Origin of the sequence: Wolbachia endosymbiont (group B) of Ischnura elegans (assembly GCF_947251585.1) — a bacterium.
Taxonomy (GTDB): domain Bacteria; phylum Pseudomonadota; class Alphaproteobacteria; order Rickettsiales; family Anaplasmataceae; genus Wolbachia.
In genome coordinates, this window is sequence record NZ_OX366371.1 from 639,770 (window position 1) to 665,556 (window position 25,787).

26 protein-coding genes, 1 tRNA gene and 3 pseudogenes are annotated in these 25,787 nt (G+C 33.9%); 14 read left to right on the forward strand and 16 right to left on the reverse strand.

From position 1 onward, the window contains the following. Positions 1–380: 380 nt before the first annotated feature. The gene (gene secD, locus OPR58_RS03290) at positions 381–1,895 is read right to left on the reverse strand and encodes a protein translocase subunit SecD (protein ID WP_010405309.1); all 1,515 of its coding nucleotides are present in this window, start codon (positions 1,893–1,895) and stop codon (positions 381–383) included. Between the two features lie 72 nt (positions 1,896–1,967). Further along, positions 1,968–2,342: a hypothetical protein gene (locus OPR58_RS03295; protein WP_010405308.1), complete on the reverse strand. Its 375-nt coding sequence runs from the start codon at positions 2,340–2,342 to the stop codon at positions 1,968–1,970. Between the two features lie 119 nt (positions 2,343–2,461). On the opposite strand from OPR58_RS03295, the gene hemC reads away from it, so the two are divergent. Both hemC and murB read left to right on the forward strand, forming a co-directional pair. Beyond that, positions 2,462–3,340 (forward strand): hydroxymethylbilane synthase, encoded by an 879-nt coding sequence (gene hemC / locus OPR58_RS03300; RefSeq protein ID WP_265022997.1) that lies wholly within the window; start codon positions 2,462–2,464, stop codon positions 3,338–3,340. After that, entirely contained in the window at positions 3,331–4,215 is an 885-nt protein-coding gene (murB, locus tag OPR58_RS03305; protein ID WP_064085265.1) for a UDP-N-acetylmuramate dehydrogenase, read from the forward strand. Before hemC ends, murB begins: the two co-directional genes overlap by 10 nt. Positions 4,216–4,297: 82 nt before the next feature. Here the strand turns inward: murB and OPR58_RS03310 are convergent, their stop codons facing one another. Next, positions 4,298–4,645 (reverse strand): hypothetical protein, encoded by a 348-nt coding sequence (locus tag OPR58_RS03310; RefSeq protein WP_265022998.1) that lies wholly within the window; start codon positions 4,643–4,645, stop codon positions 4,298–4,300. A 243-nt stretch (positions 4,646–4,888) separates the two neighbouring features. On the opposite strand from OPR58_RS03310, the gene OPR58_RS03315 reads away from it, so the two are divergent. Beyond that, complete coding sequence (locus OPR58_RS03315) at positions 4,889–6,073, forward strand: dicarboxylate/amino acid:cation symporter (protein WP_010402120.1); 1,185 nt, start codon at positions 4,889–4,891, stop codon at positions 6,071–6,073. Then, the gene (gene pyrE / locus OPR58_RS03320) at positions 6,070–6,660 is read left to right on the forward strand and encodes an orotate phosphoribosyltransferase (protein ID WP_010402118.1); all 591 of its coding nucleotides are present in this window, start codon (positions 6,070–6,072) and stop codon (positions 6,658–6,660) included. The genes OPR58_RS03315 and pyrE overlap by 4 nt, the downstream gene beginning before the upstream one ends. Before the next feature lie 471 nt (positions 6,661–7,131). Here the strand turns inward: pyrE and tnpC (OPR58_RS03325) are convergent, their stop codons facing one another. The 5 genes from tnpC (OPR58_RS03325) to secG form a co-directional block, all read right to left on the reverse strand. After that, on the reverse strand, positions 7,132–8,487 hold the full coding sequence (gene tnpC, locus OPR58_RS03325; RefSeq protein WP_253309750.1) for an IS66 family transposase: 1,356 nt from the start codon (positions 8,485–8,487) through the stop codon (positions 7,132–7,134). Positions 8,488–8,616: 129 nt separating this feature from the next. Further along, the gene (locus tag OPR58_RS03330; protein WP_010404879.1) at positions 8,617–9,024 is read right to left on the reverse strand and encodes a nucleoside deaminase; all 408 of its coding nucleotides are present in this window, start codon (positions 9,022–9,024) and stop codon (positions 8,617–8,619) included. Between the two features lie 17 nt (positions 9,025–9,041). Further along, entirely contained in the window at positions 9,042–9,335 is a 294-nt protein-coding gene (locus OPR58_RS03335; RefSeq protein ID WP_007302591.1) for a hypothetical protein, read from the reverse strand. 39 nt (positions 9,336–9,374) lie between these two features. Then, positions 9,375–10,982 (reverse strand): CTP synthase, encoded by a 1,608-nt coding sequence (locus OPR58_RS03340; protein WP_265022999.1) that lies wholly within the window; start codon positions 10,980–10,982, stop codon positions 9,375–9,377. Then, positions 10,982–11,302 (reverse strand): preprotein translocase subunit SecG, encoded by a 321-nt coding sequence (gene secG / locus OPR58_RS03345; protein WP_265023162.1) that lies wholly within the window; start codon positions 11,300–11,302, stop codon positions 10,982–10,984. Before secG ends, OPR58_RS03340 begins: the two co-directional genes overlap by 1 nt. A gap of 116 nt (positions 11,303–11,418) precedes the next feature. Here secG and OPR58_RS03350 point away from each other — a divergent pair, with 116 nt between their 5' ends. Then, positions 11,419–11,943: a gamma carbonic anhydrase family protein gene (locus OPR58_RS03350; protein WP_010404888.1), complete on the forward strand. Its 525-nt coding sequence runs from the start codon at positions 11,419–11,421 to the stop codon at positions 11,941–11,943. On the opposite strand, the pseudogene OPR58_RS11255 reads toward OPR58_RS03350, so the two are convergent. Continuing rightward, positions 11,933–12,640 (reverse strand): annotated as a pseudogene (locus tag OPR58_RS11255) (hypothetical protein); the annotation flags it as partial. The gene OPR58_RS03350 and the pseudogene OPR58_RS11255 overlap by 11 nt on opposite strands. Positions 12,641–12,740: 100 nt before the next feature. On the opposite strand from OPR58_RS11255, the gene OPR58_RS03360 reads away from it, so the two are divergent. Next, the gene (locus OPR58_RS03360) at positions 12,741–13,163 is read left to right on the forward strand and encodes a DUF6444 domain-containing protein (RefSeq protein ID WP_265022588.1); all 423 of its coding nucleotides are present in this window, start codon (positions 12,741–12,743) and stop codon (positions 13,161–13,163) included. A gap of 70 nt (positions 13,164–13,233) precedes the next feature. On the opposite strand, the gene OPR58_RS03365 is transcribed toward OPR58_RS03360, so the two are convergent. Then, positions 13,234–14,199: an IS110 family RNA-guided transposase gene (locus OPR58_RS03365; RefSeq protein WP_264336652.1), complete on the reverse strand. Its 966-nt coding sequence runs from the start codon at positions 14,197–14,199 to the stop codon at positions 13,234–13,236. A 234-nt stretch (positions 14,200–14,433) separates the two neighbouring features. On the opposite strand from OPR58_RS03365, the gene tnpC (OPR58_RS03370) reads away from it, so the two are divergent. Then, complete coding sequence (tnpC, locus tag OPR58_RS03370) at positions 14,434–15,372, forward strand: IS66 family transposase (RefSeq protein ID WP_265023147.1); 939 nt, start codon at positions 14,434–14,436, stop codon at positions 15,370–15,372. 45 nt (positions 15,373–15,417) lie between these two features. Here the strand turns inward: tnpC (OPR58_RS03370) and OPR58_RS03375 are convergent. From OPR58_RS03375 to OPR58_RS03385, 3 genes and pseudogenes are all read right to left on the reverse strand, one after another. Further along, a pseudogene (locus OPR58_RS03375) lies at positions 15,418–16,269 on the reverse strand (IS630 family transposase). 24 nt (positions 16,270–16,293) lie between these two features. Next, entirely contained in the window at positions 16,294–16,659 is a 366-nt protein-coding gene (locus OPR58_RS03380) for a hypothetical protein (protein WP_265023000.1), read from the reverse strand. A gap of 227 nt (positions 16,660–16,886) precedes the next feature. Beyond that, positions 16,887–17,636, reverse strand: a complete 750-nt coding sequence (locus OPR58_RS03385) for a hypothetical protein (RefSeq protein WP_265023001.1) — start codon at positions 17,634–17,636, stop codon at positions 16,887–16,889. A 213-nt stretch (positions 17,637–17,849) separates the two neighbouring features. On the opposite strand from OPR58_RS03385, the pseudogene OPR58_RS11260 reads away from it, so the two are divergent. After that, positions 17,850–18,026, forward strand: a pseudogene (locus OPR58_RS11260) (IS481 family transposase); the annotation flags it as partial. Between the two features lie 241 nt (positions 18,027–18,267). On the opposite strand, the gene glmS reads toward OPR58_RS11260, so the two are convergent. The 3 genes from glmS to OPR58_RS03400 form a co-directional block, all read right to left on the reverse strand. Further along, complete coding sequence (gene glmS, locus OPR58_RS03390) at positions 18,268–20,079, reverse strand: glutamine--fructose-6-phosphate transaminase (isomerizing) (RefSeq protein ID WP_010407205.1); 1,812 nt, start codon at positions 20,077–20,079, stop codon at positions 18,268–18,270. Between the two features lie 8 nt (positions 20,080–20,087). Then, complete coding sequence (gene yajC, locus OPR58_RS03395) at positions 20,088–20,501, reverse strand: preprotein translocase subunit YajC (RefSeq protein ID WP_006012489.1); 414 nt, start codon at positions 20,499–20,501, stop codon at positions 20,088–20,090. A gap of 130 nt (positions 20,502–20,631) precedes the next feature. Then, a tRNA-Asp gene (locus tag OPR58_RS03400) sits at positions 20,632–20,708 on the reverse strand. 181 nt (positions 20,709–20,889) lie between these two features. On the opposite strand from OPR58_RS03400, the gene rpsB reads away from it, so the two are divergent. The 6 genes from rpsB to OPR58_RS03430 all read left to right on the forward strand — a co-directional run bounded on the left by rpsB (position 20,890) and on the right by OPR58_RS03430 (position 25,760). Further along, positions 20,890–21,705 (forward strand): 30S ribosomal protein S2, encoded by an 816-nt coding sequence (gene rpsB / locus OPR58_RS03405; RefSeq protein WP_064085438.1) that lies wholly within the window; start codon positions 20,890–20,892, stop codon positions 21,703–21,705. Then, positions 21,702–22,547 (forward strand): translation elongation factor Ts, encoded by an 846-nt coding sequence (gene tsf / locus OPR58_RS03410; protein WP_265023002.1) that lies wholly within the window; start codon positions 21,702–21,704, stop codon positions 22,545–22,547. Before rpsB ends, tsf begins: the two co-directional genes overlap by 4 nt. Beyond that, complete coding sequence (gene pyrH, locus OPR58_RS03415) at positions 22,531–23,274, forward strand: UMP kinase (RefSeq protein ID WP_010407219.1); 744 nt, start codon at positions 22,531–22,533, stop codon at positions 23,272–23,274. Before tsf ends, pyrH begins: the two co-directional genes overlap by 17 nt. 7 nt (positions 23,275–23,281) lie before the next feature. Continuing rightward, positions 23,282–23,839, forward strand: coding sequence for a ribosome recycling factor (gene frr, locus OPR58_RS03420; RefSeq protein WP_265023003.1), 558 nt, complete (start codon positions 23,282–23,284; stop codon positions 23,837–23,839). A 193-nt stretch (positions 23,840–24,032) separates the two neighbouring features. Beyond that, positions 24,033–25,049, forward strand: a complete 1,017-nt coding sequence (locus tag OPR58_RS03425) for a substrate-binding domain-containing protein (protein WP_010407224.1) — start codon at positions 24,033–24,035, stop codon at positions 25,047–25,049. 288 nt (positions 25,050–25,337) lie between these two features. After that, entirely contained in the window at positions 25,338–25,760 is a 423-nt protein-coding gene (locus tag OPR58_RS03430; RefSeq protein WP_265022563.1) for a DUF6444 domain-containing protein, read from the forward strand. Positions 25,761–25,787: the final 27 nt, after the last annotated feature.

The following is a 25,787-nucleotide window of genomic DNA, read 5'->3' on the forward strand; positions in this document are numbered from 1 at the left end:
TCTCTTTATCTCTTTCTCGATAAAGAAAAGTTTTTTTTATATGTATAGTTTACTTTGCTAAGGTAGTTATATACTGTGCTTCTACACATATTACCAAATTCTTCAATTATCTTTTCAATTCTAATATCCTGATTTCCATCCAGAAATTTGATAAATCTATCCATATCTTTAATCTTATGGCCATATCCTTTGTGATAGCCTGAAGATGGTTTCTGTTTCTTTTTTCCTTTTCCTCCACAAATATATTGGTTTTATGCTCACTAAATTGGTGAGCATGTTACAACGTTTTTGACGACGAAAAGACTAGATAGCTACTTTCATGACAACCATTTAGTTGTCTTTTCTCGTCTATCTTATTTTGTCACTCTGCTGAACAGATACTAAAGTACTAGCTTTTGTGGGTTGATGCACAATTCTATCAGAAGTTTTGTGACTATAATTGCAGAAAACATCGAGCACAGGATTCCTATCGATAAAGTGACAGAAAACCCTCTAATTGCTCCGCTACCAATAATGAACATTATTCCTGCAGCAATCAGTGTAGTGAGGTTTGAGTCAAGAATTGTTTTTATTGCGTTTTTAAATCCTTCTTCAATGGCACGAGCTGTTCTTTTTCCTGCTCTTATTTCTTCGCGGATGCGTTCAAATATTAAAACATTTGCATCCACTGACATGCCAACAGTTAGCGCAATTCCAGCAATTCCAGGGAGAGTAAGAGTTGCTTCAAGTAAGGTAAGAATGAGTAGTATAGAGATTACATTAAAAACGAGTGCAACAGACGCTAATAAGCCTAATTTGCCGTAAGTAATGATTATAGATAAACCAACGGCTATGATAGAGATTATTGCTGCAATTTCTCCTGCTTTTATTGACTCTTCTCCAAGGCTTGGACCAATGTTTTTTTCTTCAATTATTTTAAGTGGTGCAGGTAGTGCACCTGATTTTAAAAGTATTGCAAGTTCACTCGCTTGTTTTTCAGTGAAATTACCGCTAATTTCTCCCTCTCCATTTAGAATAGGTTCACGTATTGTTGGTACAGTTAAGACTGTGTTATCTAAAACAATTGCAAAAGGCTTTCCTACATTTTCTTTAGTAATTTTTGCAAATTTTTTACTTGCTATGCTGTCGAATTTGAAATGTACTGTTGGTTTACCTAAATTGCCAAATCTAACTGATGCGTTAACTAATGAATCACCGCCTATTTCAGTTTTGCGGAATATCGGGTAGGAATTACCCAAAGAATCCTTGAGCATAATCGTAGTGTCATGATCGATATCTTGCATTTTAGCTACATTGGTGTTTGCCAAATGGAAGGCCAGCTTGGCTGTTTTGCCAAGCAGAGATTTTATCTGCTGAGTGTCTTCTACTCCAGGAACTTGGACTAATATCTTATTTTGTCCTTGTTTTTGCACACTTACTTCCTTAGTACCAAGCTTATCTAAGCGTCTTTGAACATTAACTATTGACTCTGAAACTACTTCATTGATTAATGAATTCTTATAATGCGGTTTATATGAAATGAAAATTGCAGTATTTTTTCTACTCAATTCTAAATTTGGGTTTATTTTATGTATTAACGTTGAAACTTTTTTGTAATCATCAATATTATTTAAAGTTACAACCACTTGTTTATCGTTTTTTGCGCTAAATTCAATCTTTTGTGTTAACAGACCTTCTTTTATTTCATCGGTTAGCATGCTTAGTTTCTCTTTGAAGTAAAAATCTAAGTCTACATTTAGAAGCAGAGATGATCCACCTTTCAGGTCAAGCCCTAAATTTATTCTCTTTTTTGAGGTAAAGAACTTATTATCAATAAAATTTGGCAGTATTATATATAAGGACAGCAAAAAAATTAGTAACACTGAAAGAGATTTAACTATTATCTTGTTTGGCATAAATTTAAACTATATTAGTGCATTGTAGACCGAATAGTTGCTAATCACAAGCACCTAAAAGATTAGGACCGCCTAAAGCCCTGATCTATAATTGATGGTCTGCGTTTGTTTTTCTAAAATATCATTATAAATCCATGAATGAGGTTCAGAGGTAGCTTTAAGATTCTCTATTTGTTTATTTTTTCTAATGCTATCAATCGGAAGGTAAATGCATAAACCAAGTATTGAGAAAGTAACTATGGTAGCTGGTATGTGAATAGCAAGAAATTCACTATAACTTGGATCTTTCCAACCGAGAGGACTAGATAGAGAGGGGTGAGAGGAAAATCTGGGAATTGCTACTACTGCACTTAATGCTGTTAGAATAATAGCGACAGTGGCACCTACAAGAGGTAAAATATTCTTTTTATTAAATCTGCCATTAGAATCTTTTAAAATATCAAACATACATACTCGTCGATTACTAAATGTTCGTGATACTATGCACTAATTATAAAGTATTCAATAACTAAACTGGAGATAATAAAAAATGGACATAGAATATAGACATATAATATGAAGGATATATGCTAGTTAAAATAGGTACGAGAGGAAGCGACCTTGCGATCATCCAAGCTTTGGAAGCAAAACAAAGATTATTAGAGTCTTTTCCTAATCTATCCGTTGAGATCATTAAAATCAAAACTTCTGGTGATAAATATGCTAATGTAACCCTTGCTGAAATAGGAGGTAAAGGACTGTTCCTCAGGGAGATTGAGGCTGAATTACTAAAAAATAATATAGATATGGCGGTTCATTCGCTAAAAGATGTACCTGCGTTTTTCTCGAAGGACTTAACAATTCCTTGTGTTTTAGAGAGGCTAAGTCCATGTGATGTATTTATTTCTCATAAATATAAGAGCCTAAAAACTTTGCCACAGCAGGCTACAATTGCAACTTCTTCAATAAGAAGAAAAGTTCAGCTGTTAAATCTCAGGCCAGACTTAAATGTAGTGACACTGCGTGGAAATGTGACAACTAGACTGCAAAATCAGAATTTTGATGGAATGATTTTAGCTGAAGCAGGGCTGATAAGATTAAAAAAATATCACTTAATTACAGAGGTATTGCCACCAAAAGTCATGTTAAGCGCAGTAGGGCAGGGGGCAATTTGCATTCAATGCCGAAAGAATGATATAAAAGTTATCGATCTTTTAGAGAAAATTAATAATAATATGTCTTTTGTAAGGGCAAAATCAGAGCGCAGTTTCATGAAGACAGTAAATGGTTCATGCTTTACACCGCTTGCAGCTTTAGCAGAATATGTGAGTGAAAACATGCTACATCTTTATTGTATGTTAGCGGGCGAGAGAGTTATATACTTTACTGAACGCACTTCGTTTGTAGAAGATGCAGAAAAAATGGGTATGGATGCAGGATTAGAGTTAAAATCAAAATGCTTATAAGCTTACCTAAAGTATGTGGAATCTACCGTTATAATGTTTCAATGTCTAAAATGACTTGGTTAAATGTTGGTGGCCAAGCTGATGTACTATTTAAGCCACGTGACATTGAAGATCTAATGTGCTTGATAAAAGATGCGGAGTTACCAATTAGCGTTATCGGTGCAACATCCAACATAATAATTCGAGATAGTGGCATTCGAGGAATAACGGTGAAATTAGGTAAGGAATTTGCGTATATTAAATGTAAAGATAATAGCTCCATAGTTGCAGGTGGTGCTGCACTGCTTAGTAACCTTGCCTACTTTGCAGGGGAACAGCAAATTAGTGGGCTTGAGTTTCTTGCTGGAATTCCAGGAACAGTTGGCGGTGGAATAGAAATGAATGCAGGTGCATATGGTAGTGATATCGCAAGTGTTGTACAATCCATAAAAGCAGTAAACCTAGAGGATGGAAACCTATATGAGTTCTCCAGCGAAGAAATGGGATATTTTTATCGTGGACATAGTCTAAAAGGCAGGTGGATTTTTATTGAAGCTGAATTTAAAGGAGTAAGTTCAGAGTATGAGCTTATATTTCAAAGATTGAAAGAAGTTATTGATAAAAAAAATAAAAGCCAACCAGTAAGAGGAAAAACTGCTGGTTGTATATTCAAAAATCCAATAGGCTGCAAGGCATGGAAACTGATTGATGAATCTGGCTGCCGAGGATTAGATAATGGTGTAGCTAAAATTTCTAAGAAACATTGTAATTTTCTACTCAATTACAATAATGCAACTGCACTTGACTTAGAAAACCTTGGCAACAGAGTAAAAGATGCAGTAAAAGATAAATTTAACATTGAACTTGAGTGGGAGATAAGGGTTTTGGGTAGGTAACTTCTAACCTTCTCTAATATGACCTATTTCAATTGAGTACACTTCAATTTAAGTCCAAGGTACACTATTTTGCGAGGATAATTTATGCTTCCTTTGAAGAAAAGCATTCTTTTATTTTTTCGACTGTAGGTTCTATAATACATTCATTTATTTTTTCAGCCGTCAATGCTAATAAACCTAATGCAAAAAGACTTACAACTGGTGCAATAACTCCTATTGTTGCACTCATCAAAGCTGCTGATTCTATATTTAACATTACAGCAGGAAAAATAGTACCTATAGCTGCACCAAGACCAATCCCTACTGCGGCAGTGGTAGCTAAGGTACATAAAAAATAAGCTATTAGCTTTGTTTGGCTTGTTTTTTCATAATGCTTAAGACTATCTTCTCTGGAAGTAATTAAAATGAGAAATGAGTATGTAGAAACCAAAGAAATAATTCCGCCTATGATTAAAGGTGATAAAGCTGCAAAGTTTAAACTAAAGCCTATAAGTGTTCCTATTATAGCTGCTATCCCATAAGACTTTAAACGCTTTTAATTTCTGGACCCATACCTTCTTCTATGTATATTTAATTAATAATGAAATGTTACTCATTTTTCCTTCATCTGTAAAGTTATCTTAACCTAATTCCAAAAATTGTTATATAATGTTATTTTGAGGTTTTATTTTCAATGCGCAAACTTGCAATACTCTTTTCTATACTGTTTGCGGTAATTGCTTACTATTTAAACAATGAAGTAATATTTGAAATAGCAAAGCTATTTAGCGATATATTCATCAGTCTGTTGAAATTGATTAGCTTACCTTTAGTTTTTCTATCTATAGTGTCCACAATTTCAGGGCTTAAAGACTCAATTGAAATTAAAGTATTACTTAAGAAGACGCTGTTTTATACGCTGCTTACAACCATTATAGCTGCATTTGTTGCGCTATCTTTCTATTTATTCATAGATCCAGTAAGAAAAAATTTCATAAGTAACACAATAGAAAGTGTGAGTGACAGCAACCACAATTACTTTTCATACTTAAAATCACTCATTCCTTCGAATTTTGTGCAAGTTTTTCTTGAAAATAATGTTATTGGCAGCATATTGATTGCTTTTTTGATGGGTGGAGCTATTATTTCGCTCTCAAAAGAAAAACAAGATATATTACACCAAATATTTTCTGCACTATTTGATACACTTCTTAGAATTGCTCAAGGGTTATTAAAGTTTATTCCTCTTGCTGTATGGTCTTTTATCACATGTTTTTTATACGAGTTAAAAGGTGGCAGCGAATTCCATAGTCTTTTTTGGTATTTTGCTTGCATAATGTCTGCAAATTTCGTGCAAGCATTTGTGATTTTGCCACTACTCATGTGGTATAAAGGTATATCACCAATTCAAACGATGAAAGGTGTGATGCCAGCACTTACACTTGCGTTTTTTTCTAAATCATCTAGTGCAACGCTGCCTACAACTATAGAATGTGTGCAAAATCAGCTAAAGGTACCAAAGAAATTGTCATCTTTTATTCTACCAATATGCACAACAGTCAATATGAATGCGTGTGCTGCATTTATTTTAATCACAGTGATGTTTGTTGCAGAGATGAATGGGCACACATTTTCCTTAAGTGAGATGTTCATATGGATTTTTTTAGCTACAGGAGCTGCAATTGGTAACGCTGGAGTGCCGATGGGGTGCTATTTTATGGCAACTAGTTATTTGGTATCAATGAATGTTCCTTTGTACATTATGGGATTGATTTTGCCTATTTATACAATCATTGATATGTTTGAAACTGCAATAAATGTGTGGTCTGATATCTGTATAACGCAGATAATTAATAAAGAATTTCAAACTCAAGAATGATATTAGATAATACAATAATAAAAGAATTTGAAGAGGCTGGTGCGATTTTGCACGGACATTTTGTACTCTCGTCAGGGCTGCACAGCAACACTTACATACAATGCGCTAAAATTTTTGAAAATCCAAGCAGAGCAATGAACGTTTGTGAGCTATTGGCGAATAAAATAAGAAAAGAGCTTATTGAACCCATAGATTTAATACTATCTCCTGCGATTGGTGGAATAATCGTGGGTTATGAGATTGGTAGACAGCTTGGAATCCGAACAATATTTTGCGAACGTGTTAATGGTAAATTTGAATTACGCCGTGGATTTGAGATTAAACAAGGTGAGAAAATCTTACTAATTGAAGATGTGATTACCACAGGTAAATCTTCACTTGAAGCAGTAAAATGTGCAGAAGAGAAGGGAGGTAAAGTTGTTGCTGGAGCTTCTTTGATCAAGAGAAATAGTGAAACAAAACTGCCCTTTCCTGTAATATCTTTGATTGAACTAAATATCAAAAACTATAGCGAGGAAGAACTGCCAAGTGAATTAAAACAATTACCTATAATGAAACCTGGGAGTAGAGAATATTTAACAAAATAATTCTATATATGGCTAAAGTGATTCAGTAACTTTTACGTGTTATATGTTAATCTTTTTGCATCAAAGTTAGATATTACAGTTTATTTTCCTGTATTCGTTCAACAGAATGGCAAAATAAGATAGACAAATAAAGATATAAAGTAAAAACAATAATAGGTGTCATTCCGGTTCGTGACACTTGCTTTATGTAGTTTCATTGAAAACGTTGTTTTTATTATAATACCTCCTATGATTAGTTTGCTTGTGAGCACCAGTGTCTGGGCACTGGAATGACAAGAAAAGGCTACTTGAATGACAGGAAAGGAACTACTAAAACAAATAGGTGTCATTCCAGCGCGTGACGCTGTAATCCAGAAAGGAAGGGAGTGTTAAATAAACCATACGCGTCAAGTTAAGGAAAAGTGGTATAAGGAAGAAAGGAAACGAAAAAAAACTGTAACCGTTCACGGATTGTGAGAATGAATTAAAGAACTAAGCAGTGACAGCTACTAGATTCTGTAGCTTTTGAAAGGGGTTCTGGCCATTTAGACGTGATGTCAAAAATATCGACAACATTCTTTCCACGAATCTTTCTCCACGTTCTGACCAGGTGAAAAAGCTGTTTTTACGATAAATTACGTACCGTCTAATTTGCCGTTCTGCAAGGTTATTAGTTGTTTCTATCACTTCAGGTTTTCTTAAAAACTTCCACATCATATCCTCAGATCGTAACATCTTAGCGGCCATTCTTGAAGCTTGAGTGCTATTTGCAACCCTCGTCATTTTACGTAAAAAATGTTTTACCCTTTTCCGAATTTTTCGCACCAGTCGATAAAATCTCAAATTATCTATCAAATTTTGTTTTTTTGCCTTATCTACTACAAACACCTTATTGCTGAGCGATTTTAGTGCTTGGCCAATTTTGCTCACTTCAACATTTTTACTATGGGCAAATCTCTCAAAATCTCTTGCCAGATGTGCCCAACATATCTGTCTATTTTCACGATTGAAGTAATTGTATACAGCGTATCTATCGCTCACAACTATACCATCATATTCTGGCAGTAAACTCTTCAACACCTTCTTACCACGAGACTCGCTTACCTTCAGAAGTGTCAACGCTTTGTTTGTTATTACCCAACTCCAGCCTCTCTTTCCTTGATTTCTGTGCCCTGTTTCGTCTATATGCAAATACTCGCTTCCTTGCAACTCTTCCTTCATTTTCTCATATTCAGATGCACACTTCTTCGATACCCTGCGTTCAGTATTTGAGACTAAACCAAGGCTTATATTTAGATTAAAAATACTGCCCAAAATTTGCTGTACCTCTCTTTTTGAGTTAATAAAAAAGCCGCTAAGGCTGCTTATAACTGTTTTAGCATTGGGTCCTAGAAAATCTCTTGCAACACCTTCGGGTAAATTTGCTGTAATTCTTTTATTACATACTCTACAATGTCCTCTTTGCAACCTGTACTCAGTTACAATTGGCTTAATTTCTGGCAACTCTGCCTTCTGATGAATAATTTCATCTTCTAAAGTAATCTTACCTCCACACATACAAATTGTATCAATTGTGCATCTCACTACCTCGTCTGCAGCCATTAATTCACGCTTATGCACCTTATGTCCTGGCTGACCTCCTGGTTTTTTATCACTTTTCTTTTTTGCTTTCTTACGATATATATCTCGTGATGGTGGCAGCGATGAATTTTGCGAATTTAAGCCCAATTTGTCTTCTAATTCAACTATTTTTGCTTTCAAGCTATCATTTTCTCTGATCAGTGCTTTTATTTCTTCCTTGAGATTAGCGTTTTCTGCTACAACCTTTTCTTGCAGCACTGTTGTCATTTACCCATTCCATATTTAGCTTCCTATCTCTTTACACTTTTATACTTACTTTGTAAACCACCTTATCTCCGTGAACGGTTACTACAGATTTTACTCAAAAAATATTGAAACAATCTCACACATCTTAAACTAAGTTCTCAATTTCTCAAAGAAATCTTTTAACAAAAGAGAACATTTTGTTTCTAATATTCCACCATAAACTTCAGGTATGTGGTTACAGAATTGAAATATTCTAGTGCCGTTTTCAACTCCTCCACCTTTGGGATTGTAAGCCCCGAAGTACAGACGTTTAATTTTTGCAAAAGAGATAGCTTGAGCGCACATCGGGCACGGCTCTAACGTTACGTACATTTCAGCTTCATAAAGCGTGGAAGTTGAAAATGCTTGTCTAATTGTTAACATTTCTGCATGTGCAGTTGGATCATTAGATATATTGTGTGCAGAGGAGATGATATTGTTTCCATTAACTATTACAGCACCTATTGGCACTTCGCCATCTTTCTGAGCAAGTTTTGCTTGCTCTATGGCAAGTTCCATGTATTGGTACTTAAACATTAGGTGCTTGGGTAAATATAATTTTCTTTTCTTGGCTTTTCTATTTTTTCTAGGTTATAGAATTCACTAAGGACTATTGTCCTTTTTACAAGGCTATCTATTTCTCGCTTTAAATATTTTTTTATTTCTTCTACCGATTTTAGTTCGTTTATAGCTACAACTACTTCTTCCATTATATCCTCTATAATTTGATCCTCCTCTAATTTATATATTATTTGTTCTACATGCCTATTCAATTCCTCGAAGGTCGCAGATCCATATGTAATGCTATCTTTACTATTTCTTAGTAACATTTTTTACCTCTCTATTAGAATAGAGTTTATTCAGTTCTATTAAACTCTATTGTCAATAGCTGCCTTAATAAATGATGTAAAGAGAGGATGAGGAGAAAATGGTCTTGATTGAAATTCTGGATGAAATTGCACACCAATAAACCATGAGTGATTTTTTAGCTCCACTGCCTCTATGCATGTTTTATCTTCTGATATACCACTGCATATCATTCCATTCTCTTCTAAGTTATTTTTATAATCTAAATTAACTATATATCTGTGTCTGTGTCTTTCTGAAATAGTGACACTACTATACACATTTGCCATTTTTGAATTTGGATTTACATTACACTTGTATGTTCCAAGTCTCATGGTTCCACCAAGATCAACGTTCTTACCATCAGCGAGCTTGATGATTGGGTGTTTGCAAGTATAAAATTCTTCAGAGTGTACATCTTCAAGCTTAATAACGTTACGAGCAAATTCAATCACTGCAAGCTGCATACCAAGACATATTCCTAAAAAAGGAATGTTATTTACACGGGCATATTTTATTGCTAATATTTTACCTTCTATTCCGTTATCACCAAATCCTCCTGGAACAAGGACTGAATTAGAGCTTTGTAATTTTTCTCTGATAAACTTTGCATCTATAGATTTTCCATTCTCTTCTCTTGAGTTGACCCAATTTATCTTCACTCTAGCTTTATTACTAATTGCACCATGGTTTAATGCTTCAATCAGTGATTTATATGCGTCAGGAAATTCAGTATATTTTCCTACTATGGAAACGATAACTTCTTGTGTTGGATGTCTCATAGAGTGTACTATTTGGTCCCATTCAGGTAAGCTTGGTTTTGGCTTACTTAAGTGAAAGTGATCCAAAATTTGTGTCCCGAGCCCACATTGATTATACAAGGACGGTAACTCGTATATATGGTTTACATCAGGAGCAGGTATTACGTTAGATAAAGAAACATTGCAAAGATTGGCTATCTTTTCTTTTTGATTATCGGAAATTTCTTTTTCACTGCGACATAATATAATATCTGGTTGTAACCCCGCAGAGTTTAACTCTCGAACTGAATGCTGTGTCGGTTTTGTCTTTAATTCTTGTGCTGCAGTGAGATATGGTATTAAAGTTAAGTGAATAAGGATAACTTTTTGCTTTCCTAGTTTATAATTAACTTGGCGTATAGCTTCCAAAAACGGTTGGCTTTCAATATCACCTACGGTTCCGCCTATTTCGCATATTACAAAATCTAAATCTTCTGTACCATTAAAAATGAAAGATTTGATTAAATCTGTCACATGAGGAATGATTTGCACAGTTTTGCCTAGATAATCACCACACCTTTCCTTCTTTAATAATTTATTATATACTTTACCAGTTGTTATATTGTCGTCCTTGGTTGCTTTAATTTTAGTAAAACGCTCGTAATGTCCAAGGTCTAAATCAGTTTCAGCACCATCCTCAGTAACAAATACTTCCCCGTGCTGAGCTGGGCTCATTGTTCCAGGATCAATGTTGAGATATGGGTCAAGCTTTCTGATGCGAACATTGAATCCATGAGCTTGAAGAAGTGCTCCCACACTTGAAGCAACTAAACCCTTACCAAGTGATGAAACAACTCCACCTGTAACAAAGATAAACTTGGTTTCTTTCATTAATTTTCAAATGGAACAGAAGTTGATTGGCTTTCTTGCTTCTTTTCTGATATAATCTTCTCTGCAATTGATTTTTTATGTACATCTTTTGAACATAATCCTGATAGTAACAGTGTATTTATAATGAACAGCCCAGCAACTATAGAAGTTATTCTACTGAGTGGATTTTCAGAAGACTTTACCGGAATTATTGAATTCATTCCCTGTTGTGAATTACTAAAGCCACTTAATGAACTACTTCCAGGTGGCTGCAGGAGCACTAAAATTACCAATACAACAACTAATATTATTTGAAGTACACTAAGTACTGTTACTGACATTATAAATAGAGCTAAAAATAAAGATTTTAGGAGCATAAGGATCATAAGTCAAGAATATCTTTACCCGAGTAACTTGACTACTGGAACCCAAGTATGTATTAAACCTTATTTAAATTATGAGCTATCACATTTTAAAATACAAAGATTATGAACCAAAAATGGATGAAAGTTCTTTTATCGCAGATGGTGTGCGTATTATAGGTAACGTTGAAATAGGAAGGAATGCGAGTATCTGGTTTAATTGTGTGATCAGAGGAGATGTTGGATCAATCGAAATAGGTGATGAAACGAATATTCAAGATGGCACCGTAATTCATGTAGATAGAAATCCAGGCGGTGACACGATTATTGGTAGTATGGTGACGGTTGGACATTTTTGTGTGTTACATGCATGCACGATACATGATAAAGCATTTATTGGTATGGGCTCTGTTATAATGGATCATGCGATTGTCGAGTCTGAAGCTATGGTAGCTGCTGGTTCACTGGTGACACATGGAAAAGTGATAAAAAGTGGTGAAGTATGGGCTGGCAGGCCAGCACAATTCTTCAAAAAAATGTCAAATGAAGAAATAAAACATATTACACAATCTGCACAAAATTATATCATGCTGATGAAAGAATATAAGGCTATATGCTAGGTTGAGAAATCTTCAGCTCTGATGCACATTCTACGTTAACTACTTCAAAAGTTTCTTCAACTATATAATGCTTATCAATATAAGCTTCTTCAACTCTAGGAATATGCTGATTAATAAAACTACCTCTGACTAGAATATCCTTTATTGGCCAGTTTGTTTCTGTTGGAGTACCTGATAGCATAGCTGCATATTGTGCTTTTGCTGATTTTAGAGAAAAAGACATAATATTGTTTAAGTTAAGAAAGAAATTTACACGACTCCTGCAGTATTCAAGCGATTTGCCCACTGGATAATATGGTATTTCACCTACAACCTTTCTTATTAACCAATTGCACTCTTTGGTAAGTATGCTTGCTTCTTTTGGAACTTGTAGCGGTATTATAATATCATTGCTAATTCTATTTTCTTCTTGAGAAAAAAGTTCGGTGTAAGCTCCTTTTTTTCTGTGTTTCTCAAAATACTTAGGAAAATAAATATTGAGATATTCAGAGTGTAATTCTATTCGATTTTTCTGATCATTTTCTAAGATAAACGTATATTTATCACCATTTTGCTTAAGTTCGCATAACTTAAATTTACTAAGGTCAGAGTCTGGAAATGGCTTTTCAATTTCAAAAGCAAGTGTAAGAGTGTGTGTTGTGTGATCAAATTCATTTTTTTCTTGTAGACCATCTTGTAGACTATAGTATAGCTCTTTTCATAATAATCCGGAAAGGTAACCGTTCACGGAGATAAGGTGGTTTACAAAGTAAGTATAAAAGTGTAAAGAGATAGGAATCTAAATATGGAATGGGTAAATGACAACAGTGCTGCAAGAAAAGGTTGTAGCAGAAAAGGCTAATCTCAAGGAAGAAATAAAAGCACTGATCAGAGAAAATGATAGCTTGAAAGCAAAAATAGTTGAATTAGAAGACAAATTGGGCTTAAATTCGCAAAATTCATCGCTGCCACCATCACGAGATATATATCGTAAGAAAGCAAAAAAGAAAAGTGATAAAAAACCAGGAGGTCAGCCAGGACATAAGGTGCATAAGCGTGAATTAATGGCTGCAGACGAGGTAGTGAGATGCACAATTGATACAATTTGTATGTGTGGAGGTAAGATTACTTTAGAAGATGAAATTATTCATCAGAAGGCAGAGTTGCCAGAAATTAAGCCAATTGTAACTGAGTACAGGTTGCAAAGAGGACATTGTAGCAGTTGTGTTAAAAGTCAATAGAAAAATTGATGTAGCTGTGAATAAGTACTTAAAATTTGTGTGGGCGTACTTATTCACAGCTATGCTATTGCTATATAGAAGCAGTTTTAGGGCTATACTCCTCAGTAAACAGTCTACCGTCTCTTACTAAAGAGTTAGCAAGGATAAGTAATTTTCTCATTGCAGCAGTAGAGGTAACTTTATATGGTTTTTTATATTGATTGTATAGCCTATCAAAGAAGATTTTTATATAAGAATTGTACCTTTGCGCACTAAGAATGCACATATGTAAAACCTTTCTAATTTGTGATCTACCACCCTGAATACACCTTTTTCCCTTACTAAAACCACTATCTCGATTAAAAGGTGCAACTCCGGAAAGGCTGGATATTTCTTTATGTTGGAGAGTTCCAAGCTCGGGTAGATAACAAATAAAAGTAATAGCTGTTATTGCACCTACACCAGGTATACTAGTTATTGACATGTACTTTTTTTTAAGCTCTTGATTTTTATCGACTAATTCCATTACCTCATCTTCTAAGACTTGAATTTGATTTTGTAAAACTGCAAGTAGCTCTTCCATTTGTTTGATTATAGATAAATCGGTTACTTGATGAGCTTGGGTTTTTTGTATTTTTGCTATTTCTACTAGTTGATTCCTGCGAGATAATTTTTGCTTCAAACAGTCAATACTACTAACTTTTAAAGGAGTGACACGCATGTCTGTATTACTAACATAACGTGAGATGATGCTACAGTCTATTTTATCAGTTTTAGTAGCAATACCAAGGCTTTTTGCATAATCTCTCACCCATCTTGGTTGAATGACATATACTTCAAAACCATGGCTTAATAAAGTATAAGCACATAATTTTTCGTACCCACCAGTTGCTTCAAGTCCAACTTTGGTTACGTTATGTAAACGCAAAAAGTCGATTATTTGATCAATAGCTTGAACGTTATTTTCAAATACTTTATGATGTCCAAGTGGATGAATATGGATATCTAGTTTATTTTTGCTAATATCAATGCCAGTAATAATATTTGATAAATTCATAATCCCTCCATAAATAATGTGTATACTGCATTTTCCACCCTTATATACGAGCCTAAAAGCTCAACCAGTTGTTCGGAACTTTCAGTATAATAAACCAGAGAGGAGAACCTTGCTGCAAAACGGTCCTTATGACCAAGAGTATGTACGGTTCCTCCTCTCTGCGTGTCTTTATACCGCCATTTCGTGACATTTATAAAGACTTGTTTTTAACATATAAGAGTATGTAATAAAAGAATTACAGCAAATTTACCCGAAGGTGTTGCAAGAGATTTTCTAGGACCCAATGCTAAAACAGTTATAAGCAGCCTTAGCGGCTTTTTTATTAACTCAAAAAGAGAGGTACAGCAAATTTTGGGCAGTATTTTTAATCTAAATATAAGCCTTGGTTTAGTCTCAAATACTGAACGCAGGGTATCGAAGAAGTGTGCATCTGAATATGAGAAAATGAAGGAAGAGTTGCAAGGAAGCGAGTATTTGCATATAGACGAAACAGGGCACAGAAATCAAGGAAAGAGAGGCTGGAGTTGGGTAATAACAAACAAAGCGTTGACACTTCTGAAGGTAAGCGAGTCTCGTGGTAAGAAGGTGTTGAAGAGTTTACTGCCAGAATATGATGGTATAGTTGTGAGCGATAGATACGCTGTATACAATTACTTCAATCGTGAAAATAGACAGATATGTTGGGCACATCTGGCAAGAGATTTTGAGAGATTTGCCCATAGTAAAAATGTTGAAGTGAGCAAAATTGGCCAAGCACTAAAATCGCTCAGCAATAAGGTGTTTGTAGTAGATAAGGCAAAAAAACAAAATTTGATAGATAATTTGAGATTTTATCGACTGGTGCGAAAAATTCGGAAAAGGGTAAAACATTTTTTACGTAAAATGACGAGGGTTGCAAATAGCACTCAAGCTTCAAGAATGGCCGCTAAGATGTTACGATCTGAGGATATGATGTGGAAGTTTTTAAGAAAACCTGAAGTGATAGAAACAACTAATAACCTTGCAGAACGGCAAATTAGACGGTACGTAATTTATCGTAAAAACAGCTTTTTCACCTGGTCAGAACGTGGAGAAAGATTCGTGGAAAGAATGTTGTCGATATTTTTGACATCACGTCTAAATGGCCAGAACCCCTTTCAAAAGCTACAGAATCTAGTAGCTGTCACTGCTTAGTTCTTTAATTCATTCTCACAATCCGTGAACGGTTACCCGGAAAGTTCATAGAAAAGCAGAATCAACAGCATGACGAAAAGATGTGAATAGAGGGATGTTTTTCCTAGCTCTATTTTTTATAGCAAACCAATGATGCTCAATTTTATTGAAATCTGGGGAATACGTAGGAAGATACAAAATTTCAGCACCAACTCCTTTAGCAAATCTTATTAGACTTATGAAAAGTAGCATTATCAAGGATAACAGTTTGTCCAGGTTCCAAAATCGGTGTCAAAAACTGCTCAAACCATTTATTAAAGATATCCATATTACAATGGCCCTCAAATGTTAACGGAACAACTATTTTTCTACCATTTAGAGCTGCAATCATGCTAATTCGTTGAGTTTTCTTTCCAGATTTTAGGGCATAAAACCGCTGTCCTTTCTGAGAATATCCATAGGGATAGTCTTCGGTATTATCAATACCAGATTCATCTATATATACTAAGTTTTGAGGTTCTTTTGTTGCTATAATTTTCAAAAATTCAGCACGTTTTTCTTCATTCCTTTCTTTGTATCCATATGTCTTTTTTTTCGTGTGAGTCCAATTTTTTTAAGAGCTCGATGAATCGTTGGGATACTAACATTACTCCAAAGCTTAGCCATTTCCGATAGAGTTTTTCCACCGTGTTTTTTGGCAAATTCAGTAAATTTATTCCAGTCGGTAATTTTGTGATTATAACCTCCATTTCCAAGTTTTTTCGACTGAAAATCTCCTGTTTCTTTTTTTCTTTGCTGCCACTCCCATAATGTAGTTCTTCCAATTTTAAATCTTGCTGCTACCGTTTCTCTGCTTTCCCCTTCGTCTAGCACTTCCATTGCTTTTTTTCTTAAATCATAACTATATGCTGCTGGCATACTTACCTTCACTACTATAAACTCTTATTTTAACCCGTTTGGACCATTATGAAAAGAGCTATACTTATTTTTTTCATACTCTTTTCCTTCTATGTTAGCACTCACTTCCTCTTCATCCAAATTTTCAATAGCATCAAAAAATTCTTCTTCATCCAGATCTCTTTCTTTTTCACCTGGCTCTTGTTCTTTCAGAGAATCATACCATACATCCTCTTCATTAACTTTCGCCTCTATTGTATTTTCTACACTTATTTTTCTTGTATGATCATTTCCATTGCTAGCAGTTGTTTGATAATGTGTATCGTTAGTTTGAAAAAAGCTCTTTACTTTTGATATTAAGCTAATCCATGAAAGTCTGACTTGATTAAGTAGCCATTTAAAACTCTTCATTGTTTTACCCCAACCTAATTACTAAAAATTGTAACAGAATAAATTAAATATGTCAATAAGATACACAAATTGTACTAACTGGGAATTAGTGGCAGCACTTAACATCTGTGTAAATTTTGACATAGGCGTTTTCTGCATTTTAACCAAATCAGTAAGGAGAACACCATTGATATTCTCCTTTTAGAAGCAACTTGAATAAAACTGATAAAGTTTGAATTAAAGTGTGATTAGGAAAGTGAGTGATGAGAACTCTTTATTTGGACTTCTTTTGATTCATCTATTTTAGTATTAGGTCTTAGTGCTGCATATGTAGCACCACCAGCTACGAGTGCAGATGATGTAGCTATGCCAATTATTGCTAACATACTTAGTCTAGTTGTATGTTCAAGTATAGTACTTGCTACCAGCCCAACAGCAAGACCAACACCAATAACAGCAGTGTACAACATTCTAGGATTATTTGAATTAGGCATATAGCTCACTAACTCTCTGCAACACTTTTCTGATTCTTTCTTTATGTCCTCGAGCTTATTTAGATCTTCTTCTTCTATTTTAGCATTTAATTCTAGTTTCTTACATAATTCTTGCATTTCTTTTACTTGTTTTTCTAATTTTTTTAAAAAATTTATTATTTTTGTTCCTTGTAATTTTATTATTGTTTCCTTAAGTAGTAACGTTGATATTGGCATTGCTATTTCTTCTATCTCTTTTTCTGTTTTCCTTTCCAATTCCACTACTTTTTCTATTCCTTCGTCTGATATTTCAGTGTCTTTTTTTAGTTCTATTTCAAACTTTCTTTTTTTTAACTCTGATTTTGCTTCTTGTAATGATTCTAATGCATTCCATAGCTTTTCACCAGAATTCCGACTCCGTTTTGGTGACATTTGTTGACTACTTTTGGACTTTTTTGGTGACATAAGCTGAAATTTAATTTCTTTGAGCTTTCTTACGCTTTCACCTGCATTTACTTTAGCCATAATAAACCTCGCATATTAAATAATGCTATTACATAATATCTTTAAAGCTCAAGGTCAAATAGTATCTTTACATAATATAAATCATAAACAGAAAATTTTAGTGTAAATTGCCATATTTACTTTGTGCTACGGTTTGAGATAGAATAACAACTTGCTTCAAATATGGAAAGGCAGTACAACTCTATAATCAAGTTACTGAACTCTCATTTACTCCTCTTTTTTTGTAAAACAATCTACAATTCATTAGAAGATCTTCAGATAGACGTTGATCATTGGTTGTGTTTTTACAATGAGACAAGACCTCATTCTAGTAAATATTGTTATGGCGATGTAGACTTTCCTAAATAGAAAACATATTGCTTTTAGAAAAATATTAGTAGCATTACATAAGAGACTGATATTAGTTTTCAATTTTTCTGTTAGTTAATTCTTGCTTGCTAGATTAAGTTGTGTCTGGTAACCATAATGGCAAATCTTGTTAATTTGAGGCGTGGATTTTAGCCTCTCTCATCCTTACATTAGTTACATATTCTTTCGCAGAGGGCTAATGATAGCAATGAATTTATTAGTAAAATTCAGTAATTTATAACTGACAATTAGAGCTGTTAATTAGCAACTCACTTTAAATAAGTTACTCAACTGTGACAGATTTAGCTAAATTTCTCGGACAATCTACATCTAACCCTTTTTTTTCTGCAATAGAATAAGCAAGAAATTGCATAGCAACACTGTAGATAATTGGAGAAACAAAATTGTCAACTTCTGGAAGTTGCACCACATCTATGCAAATTCCCTTTAAGAGCGGTGCTCCTTGCTTATCACTAAAGGCAATTACTTTACCTTTTCTTGCAATAATCTCTTGTATATTGGATAGCGTTTTAAAGAATAAATTATCGTAAGGAATAATTGCGATAACAAGTACAGTAGAGTCTATCAAGGCGATAGAACCGTGCTTCATTTCTCCCGCTGCAATACCAATTGTGTTGATATATGAAAGCTCTTTTATCTTCAATGCACCTTCCATTGCAACTCCATATGAGCTTCCTCTCCCAATTATAATTATATTATTGTGCTCTAATATACTGCCTGATATATGTTGTATTTCCATCACATTCAAAACATGCTCTACATGTTCGGGAATGGAATTAATAGCACCGCTTAGTTCCTTTATCCTCTCTCTACCCAGTATACCTTTTATTTTTCCAAGCTCTACAGCAAAGCATGCTAAAATTGCAAGCTGCGTAGAAAAGGTTTTTGTCGAAGCAACACCAATCTCAGGTCCAGCAAGAGTATGCAATACAATATCTGAGGCTTTTTCTATGCTGCTATTAAATGTATTAATTATGCTAATGATCATTTGTTTCTGCAATCTCGCATAACGTAGTGCTTCCATAGTATCTGCAGTTTCACCAGATTGAGAAATGAATAAGCCAATACTACCTTCTTCGAGCTTGACGCTGCTATACCTAAATTCTGACGAGATTTCTAGATATACCCGAATTTGAGCAATACTTTCCAGCCAACACTTTGCTATTAGTCCAGCAAAATAGGATGAACCGCATCCAACTATAGTAATGTAACCTAGTTCAGAAAATAATTCTTTGTTGATTTCTTTATATTGTTTATAAAATTGATTTATTGTTTTGTTTAATGCATACGGTTGCTCAAAAATTTCTTTTAGCATAAAGCTAGGGTAACCATTTTTACTAATTAGAAAATTTCTTGGACTGCTATTTTCTGTTCTGCGTTTAACTTGTATACCATTATTATATATACTGAATTCGTTAGATTTTATTACTGCAATATCATTATCTTCTAAATGCAATATTTTTTCTACAAATGAATTCAAAGTATTAGTATCAGAAGCAGCAAACACTTTATTACAGTTATATCCTATTGCTAAAGGCAAATTTCTTTTTGCAACAAATAAAGTATCTGGATATTCTGCAAATAATAAAGCCAAAGCAAGTGAACCTTGTAAATTGTTTAGACACTGTAATATAGAATCAACTGGTGATAACCCTTCATCAAGATATGAAGTTAATATGTTTGGTATCACTTCTGTATCAGTATCGGTGTGGAAAGATACTCCCTTTTCCTCCAGATCCTTTTTTAATATATTGTAATTTTCAATTATGCCATTATGAGCAACAACAACATTATTTATATAAATGGGATGAGCATTTTTAAGATTTGGAGCTCCATGTGTAGCCCAACGAGTATGTGCTATACCAACTTTGCTACTAGATATCTTGCTCTCATGAACAACTTCACACAATCTTTCAACTTTACCTTCTGATTTTTTTACTTCTATCTTACCTCTATTATTTATAATTGCTATACCTGAAGAGTCATACCCTCTGTATTCCAATTTTTGCAACGCGGTTAGTAAAGTTGGTATTACTGAATCACCGCTACTTACTATACCTAATATTCCACACACTTCTTAAATTATGAAGCATTTTTGTCTTTTTTACTTTCCTCTAGTTTATTTTTCTTGCCATTCTTTTCAACTTTGCTTTTTTCAATAGATTTAGCTACTGGCTTTTGAATTTCTTTATTTAAGATTTCAGATATAGCAGACTTTAGGATTTTTATTTCAATTTTTGGTGCTATTTCTAGTATTAGTTGTGCATTTACTTCGTCAACTTTGTTTACTTCACCTATTATTCCACTAGAAGTAATAACCGTATCACCACGTTTTATTTGATCTATCATCCTTCTATGTTCTTTTAGTTTTTTGTGATTGGGGCGAATAATGAGAAAATAAAATACTACAAATATTAAAATGAGTGGAATAAAGCTAGCAACAGATGCTGATACATTGTTAGTCGCATCTGCCGCAAAAACCTCAGAAATGAACATATTTAATCCCAATTATTAATGATAAAATTAAATAGATTAAGCAGCAATTACAATATCATGTCAAGTCTCTGAAAGAAATTAATTCAAATTAATAAGAAAGTTAAAGAATTTTAAGATGTTTCTGCTGTAATGGCGGGAGTGATGAGACTTGAACTCACGACCTCATGCGTGACAGGCATGCGCTCTAACCAACTGAGCTACACCCCCCATTGCTTTTTAACGTTTGCAACCTTAAAGCTAATCAACGTGTTGCCACTTGTCAATATTTTTTGTTTGCGCTTTTTTGTCTTTTTTATTACTATGTAAATAACTTAATTTCACACATGGCTTGTGCAAGTAGTCCCGTTAGGGTTATGCCATGGAGGATAAACTATTTGGAGGAGTAAATATGACAAATTTGCCTAAAGTCACTATACGTGATTTAGCTGAATCTGGTGTGCATTTTGGCCATAAAGTTAGTCGCTGGAATGCGAAAATGGCCCCATATATATATGGTATACATCAAGAGAATCGTATACACATAATAGACTTACGAAAAACATTACCATTGTTAGAGGCGGCGATGAAAGCTTTATACGATGTTGCATCTCAAGATGGTCGCATTTTATTTGTTGGTACAAAATTTCAAGCTTTAGATATTGTTGCAAGTGAAGCAGTTCGTTGTGGTCAGTATTATGTAAATGATCGATGGCTTGGTGGTATGCTGACTAATTGGAACACTGTTTCTTCTTCGATAAAAACTTTGATACAATATGAGAAAATATCCAATGATGAAGATAGCATCTTAACAAAAAAAGAATTAGGAAACATTGAAAAGAAAAGAAAAAAGCTTGATAAAGAATTGGGTGGAATTAGAGAAATGGGAGCAGTTCCTGATATTTTATTTATTATTGATACTAACAAAGAGCATATAGCGGTTAAAGAGGCCAAAAAACTGGGTATTCCTGTAGTTGGAGTACTTGATACCAATTCTGACCCAGATGGTATTGCCTATCCTATACCAGGAAATGATGATTCAAGAAAATCAATAGAGCTCTATTGTAAATTAGTTGCTGATTCTATATTAGCTGGAATAGAGTCTAGTTTGACAAGGTCTAGAGTTAAGGATGATGAGCTTATTCAAGAAAAAGAAGAGGATATTGTGCAAACTAAAAAGAAGCGTATTAAGGTTGAAACAGAAAGGGAGGTAATAGTAAGTAAATGAAGATGGATTCAAGTAGTATAAGGGAATTACGCGATAGAACAGGGCTTGGCTTAAGCGATTGTAAGAAAGCGTTAGAAGAGTGTGATGGTGATATTAAGAAAGCCGTTGATAGGTTACGTACAATAGGATTTGCTAAAGCTGACAAAAAGTCTGATAGAGTAGCTTCGGATGGGCTTATTGCTATGTGCTTGGCTAAAAATTATGGTGTATTGGTTAAAGTCAATTGTGAAACTGATTTTGTTGCTAGAAATGAGAAGTTCATAGCATTAGTTTCAAATTTAGCATCAATTGCTTGTCAAGAACGTTGTACTAGTCTTGATGAGTTAAAAAATGCCAAATATGAAGATGTTTGTACAGTGCAGGAAGCTATTATGAGTGGTACATCGGTTCTTGGTGAGAAGTTAGAGTTAAGCAATCTTTGCTACCTAGAGACTAAAGATGGGATTATTTCTGGATACGTACATGGTGATATGCCTGGCTTAGGTAAGATTGGTGCTTTAGTAGCATTGCAGTCATCTGGTGATAAAAAAGAGATTGGAAAGCAAATAGCTATGCATGTAGTTGCTATGAAACCTGAAGCTTTATCTATAAATGATTTAGATCAAGAAAAATTAAAAAATGAGCGTTCTATAATCGAGGAGCAAGTAAAGAGCTTAAATAAACCTGAAGAGGTAGCGAAAAAAATAGTAGATGGACGAATGGCTAAATACTATGAAGAAGTTGTTCTGCTAGAGCAGAAGTTTATAAAAGATGATAAAATGAAGATTGCTGATTTTATAGAATCAAGTGCTGTTAAATTAGCTAATTATAAGTTACTTACTTTGGATGGTGCAAATAAGTAACAAAACTTCAGAAGTAAAGTACCCCAGAGTGTTATTCAAAATCTCTGGGGAGGCTTTGATGGGATCAAAGCTATTTGGCCATGATATGGAAGTTATAGATAAACTATCCAAAGACATAGTTGAAGTTTGTAATCTCGGAGTTCAAGTTTGTATTGTTGTTGGTGGTGGGAATATTTTTCGTGGTGCATCAGCATCTTTAAGTGGCTGTGAAAGAGCAAGCAGTGATTATATTGGAATGCTTGGTACTGTCATTAATGCTTTAATTTTGCAAAATTTTTTAGAAAAAAGCTCTATAGTCTCTAGGGTGTTGTCTGCTATACCCATGACTACTATATGTGAGCCTTATATAAGAAGGAAGGCTATTCATCATTTAGAGAAAGGTAGAGTGGTCATTTTTGCAGCAGGCACAGGTAACCCATTTTTTACTACAGATACAGCTGCAGCTTTACGTGCTGTTGAAATGAATTGTGATGTTATTTTAAAAGGTACTCAAGTAAGTGGTGTATATTCTGCCGATCCAAAAAAAAATGAGAATGCTGTGATGTATGATAGGCTTTCTTATACAGATCTGCTAACTCGTGATTTAAAAGTTATGGATGCATCAGCAATTTCACTTGCTCGTGAGAATTCTATCCCAATTGTAGTTTTTTCTTTAAAAAGAGAAAAAATGGTTGATATTATTAAGGGTCAAGGCACTTATACTATAGTTTCAGATTGTAAACATTAGGTAATTTATGTTAAACGAAATAAAAGCTAAAACAAAAGAAAGAATGCTAAAAACTATTCAGTCTTTTCACGATGATATGAAAGGTGTACGTACTGGTAGAGCTAACGCATCATTACTTGATGGTATAGTTGTAAATATCTATGGTGGACATCAAAAACTGAACCAAGTTGCAGGCGTTTCAGCTATAGATAACAAAACTCTATCAGTTAAAGTTTGGGATGCTACTGTTATCGGTGAAGTAAAAAATGCGATAATCAATGCTAACCTGAATTTAAATCCTGTTGTTGAAGGAAATACTATACGTATAGTTCTTCCAGACTTAACACAAGAAACTCGTGAAAAATTAGTGAAATTATTGCATCAATTTTCTGAAAATGCACGAGTTGCAATTAGAAATATACGCAGAGATGTTATGGAAGAAATAGAGGAAATGAAGAAAAATAAGGAAATCTCAGAAGATGATTTTCATGTTGCCAAAAAGGAAATACAAAACATTACTGATGATAATATAAAAAAAGTCGATGATGACTTATCTATTAAAGAAAAGGATATATTGCATCATTAAGTTAATATGAAAGAATTTTTCAGTATTGAAAAACATAAGAAGATTCGATATAGATACAGTTGTATGAATGCTGTGATTCAGATCTCATCATTACGCACACATTTGATCGTTATACCTTTTGAAATCTAGAAAAAAAGCTTTTCAGTTTGATTTTTTATTACGATAATTAAGTTTACACTCTTGAGCGAAAACGATGCTGAAACGCCTTTTCCTTATTTTTGCATTTGTATTACTCATCCCACTGTCAAATGTTGATGCCAGAAGATATATCAGAATTGTTGGATCTTCAACTGTTTTTCCTTTTATCTCATTTATATCTGAAGAATTCAGCCGTATATTTTCCTTTAAAACTCCAGTTGTAGAATCGATAGGAAGTGGATCAGGGTTCAAAATGTTTTGTTCAGGAATAGGGGAAGGCACACCAGATATCACTACTTCATCTCGCCCTATGAAGGAAGTAGAGAGAGAATTATGTAAAAGAAATAAAGTGAATGAAGTAATAGAGATCATAATTGGCTATGATGGAATTGTTATTGCAAATTCAAATCAAAGCCATAGATTTGATTTTACAAAAAATGACCTGTTTGAAACTTTATCTTCATATTCTGAAGACAATGATAGATTAGTAAAGAATAACAAGAAATTTTGGTCTGATGTAAATCAAGCTCTACCAAAAACAGAAATTAAAATCTATGGCCCACATCAAAATACAGGTACACATGAAACTTTGATTAATTTTATTATGCTTGATCAATATTCATGTATGAACTCAAGGATTTTCAAAGAGAATTATCAAGATCAAGAAAAAAGAAAGAAAGCATGTAGTAATATCAGAGATGATGGAAGATATATAGAAGTTGGAATTAATGAAAACATAATAATACAAAAATTGAAGAGCAATAAAAATGCTTTAGGAATATTTAGCTTCAGCTTTTTAGCGAAAAACCAAGATGAGATTCAAGGAAGCACAATCGCAGGAATTGAGCCAACTTATAAAAATATATCATCGGGGGAGTATATGTTAGCAAGGCCTTTATATCTTTATATAAAGAAAGAACACTTAGATACTGTTGATGGATTAAGGGAATTCATTAGAGAAGTTATAGACTCTATTAGTACTGAAGGTGGATATTTATCTAGGCTTGGCTTAATTCCACTTTCAAGCGAAAATATGAAAAAAGTCTTGGAAAAGGTTCGTGATATAATATGATGACTTTGATATTTTTTTTATTGGAAGTGTTAAATAAACCATACGCGTCAAGTTAAGGAAATATCGTGAAATATAGCAACATTTGAGATGGGCATTTTATTTGTTACATTTATTTTTTTAGGGAGTTCTTATCTAGAAGAAGATGATTTTTTCAGAAGAACCTATAAATTAATAACTTTATTACTTAATATATAAAATAGTTTTGTGTAACCGTTCACGGAGATAAGGTGGTTTACAAAGTAAGTATAAAAGTGTAAAGAGATAGGAATCTAAATATGGAATGGGTAAATGACAACAGTGCTGCAAGAAAAGGTTGTAGCAGAAAACGCTAATCTCAAGGAAGAAATAAAAGCACTGATCAGAGAAAATGATAGCTTGAAAGCAAAAATAGTTGAATTAGAAGACAAATTGGGCTTAAATTCGCAAAATTCATCGCTGCCACCATCACGAGATATATATCGTAAGAAAGCAAAAAAGAAAAGTGATAAAAAACCAGGAGGTCAGCCAGGACATAAGGTGCATAAGCGTGAATTAATGGCTGCAGACGAGGTAGTGAGATGCACAATTGATACAATTTGTATGTGTGGAGGTAAGATTACTTTAGAAGATGAAATTATTCATCAGAAGGCAGAGTTGCCAGAAATTAAGCCAATTGTAACTGAGTACAGGTTGCAAAGAGGACATTGTAGCAGTTGTGTTAAAAGTCAATAGAAAAATTGATGTAGCTGTGAATAAGTA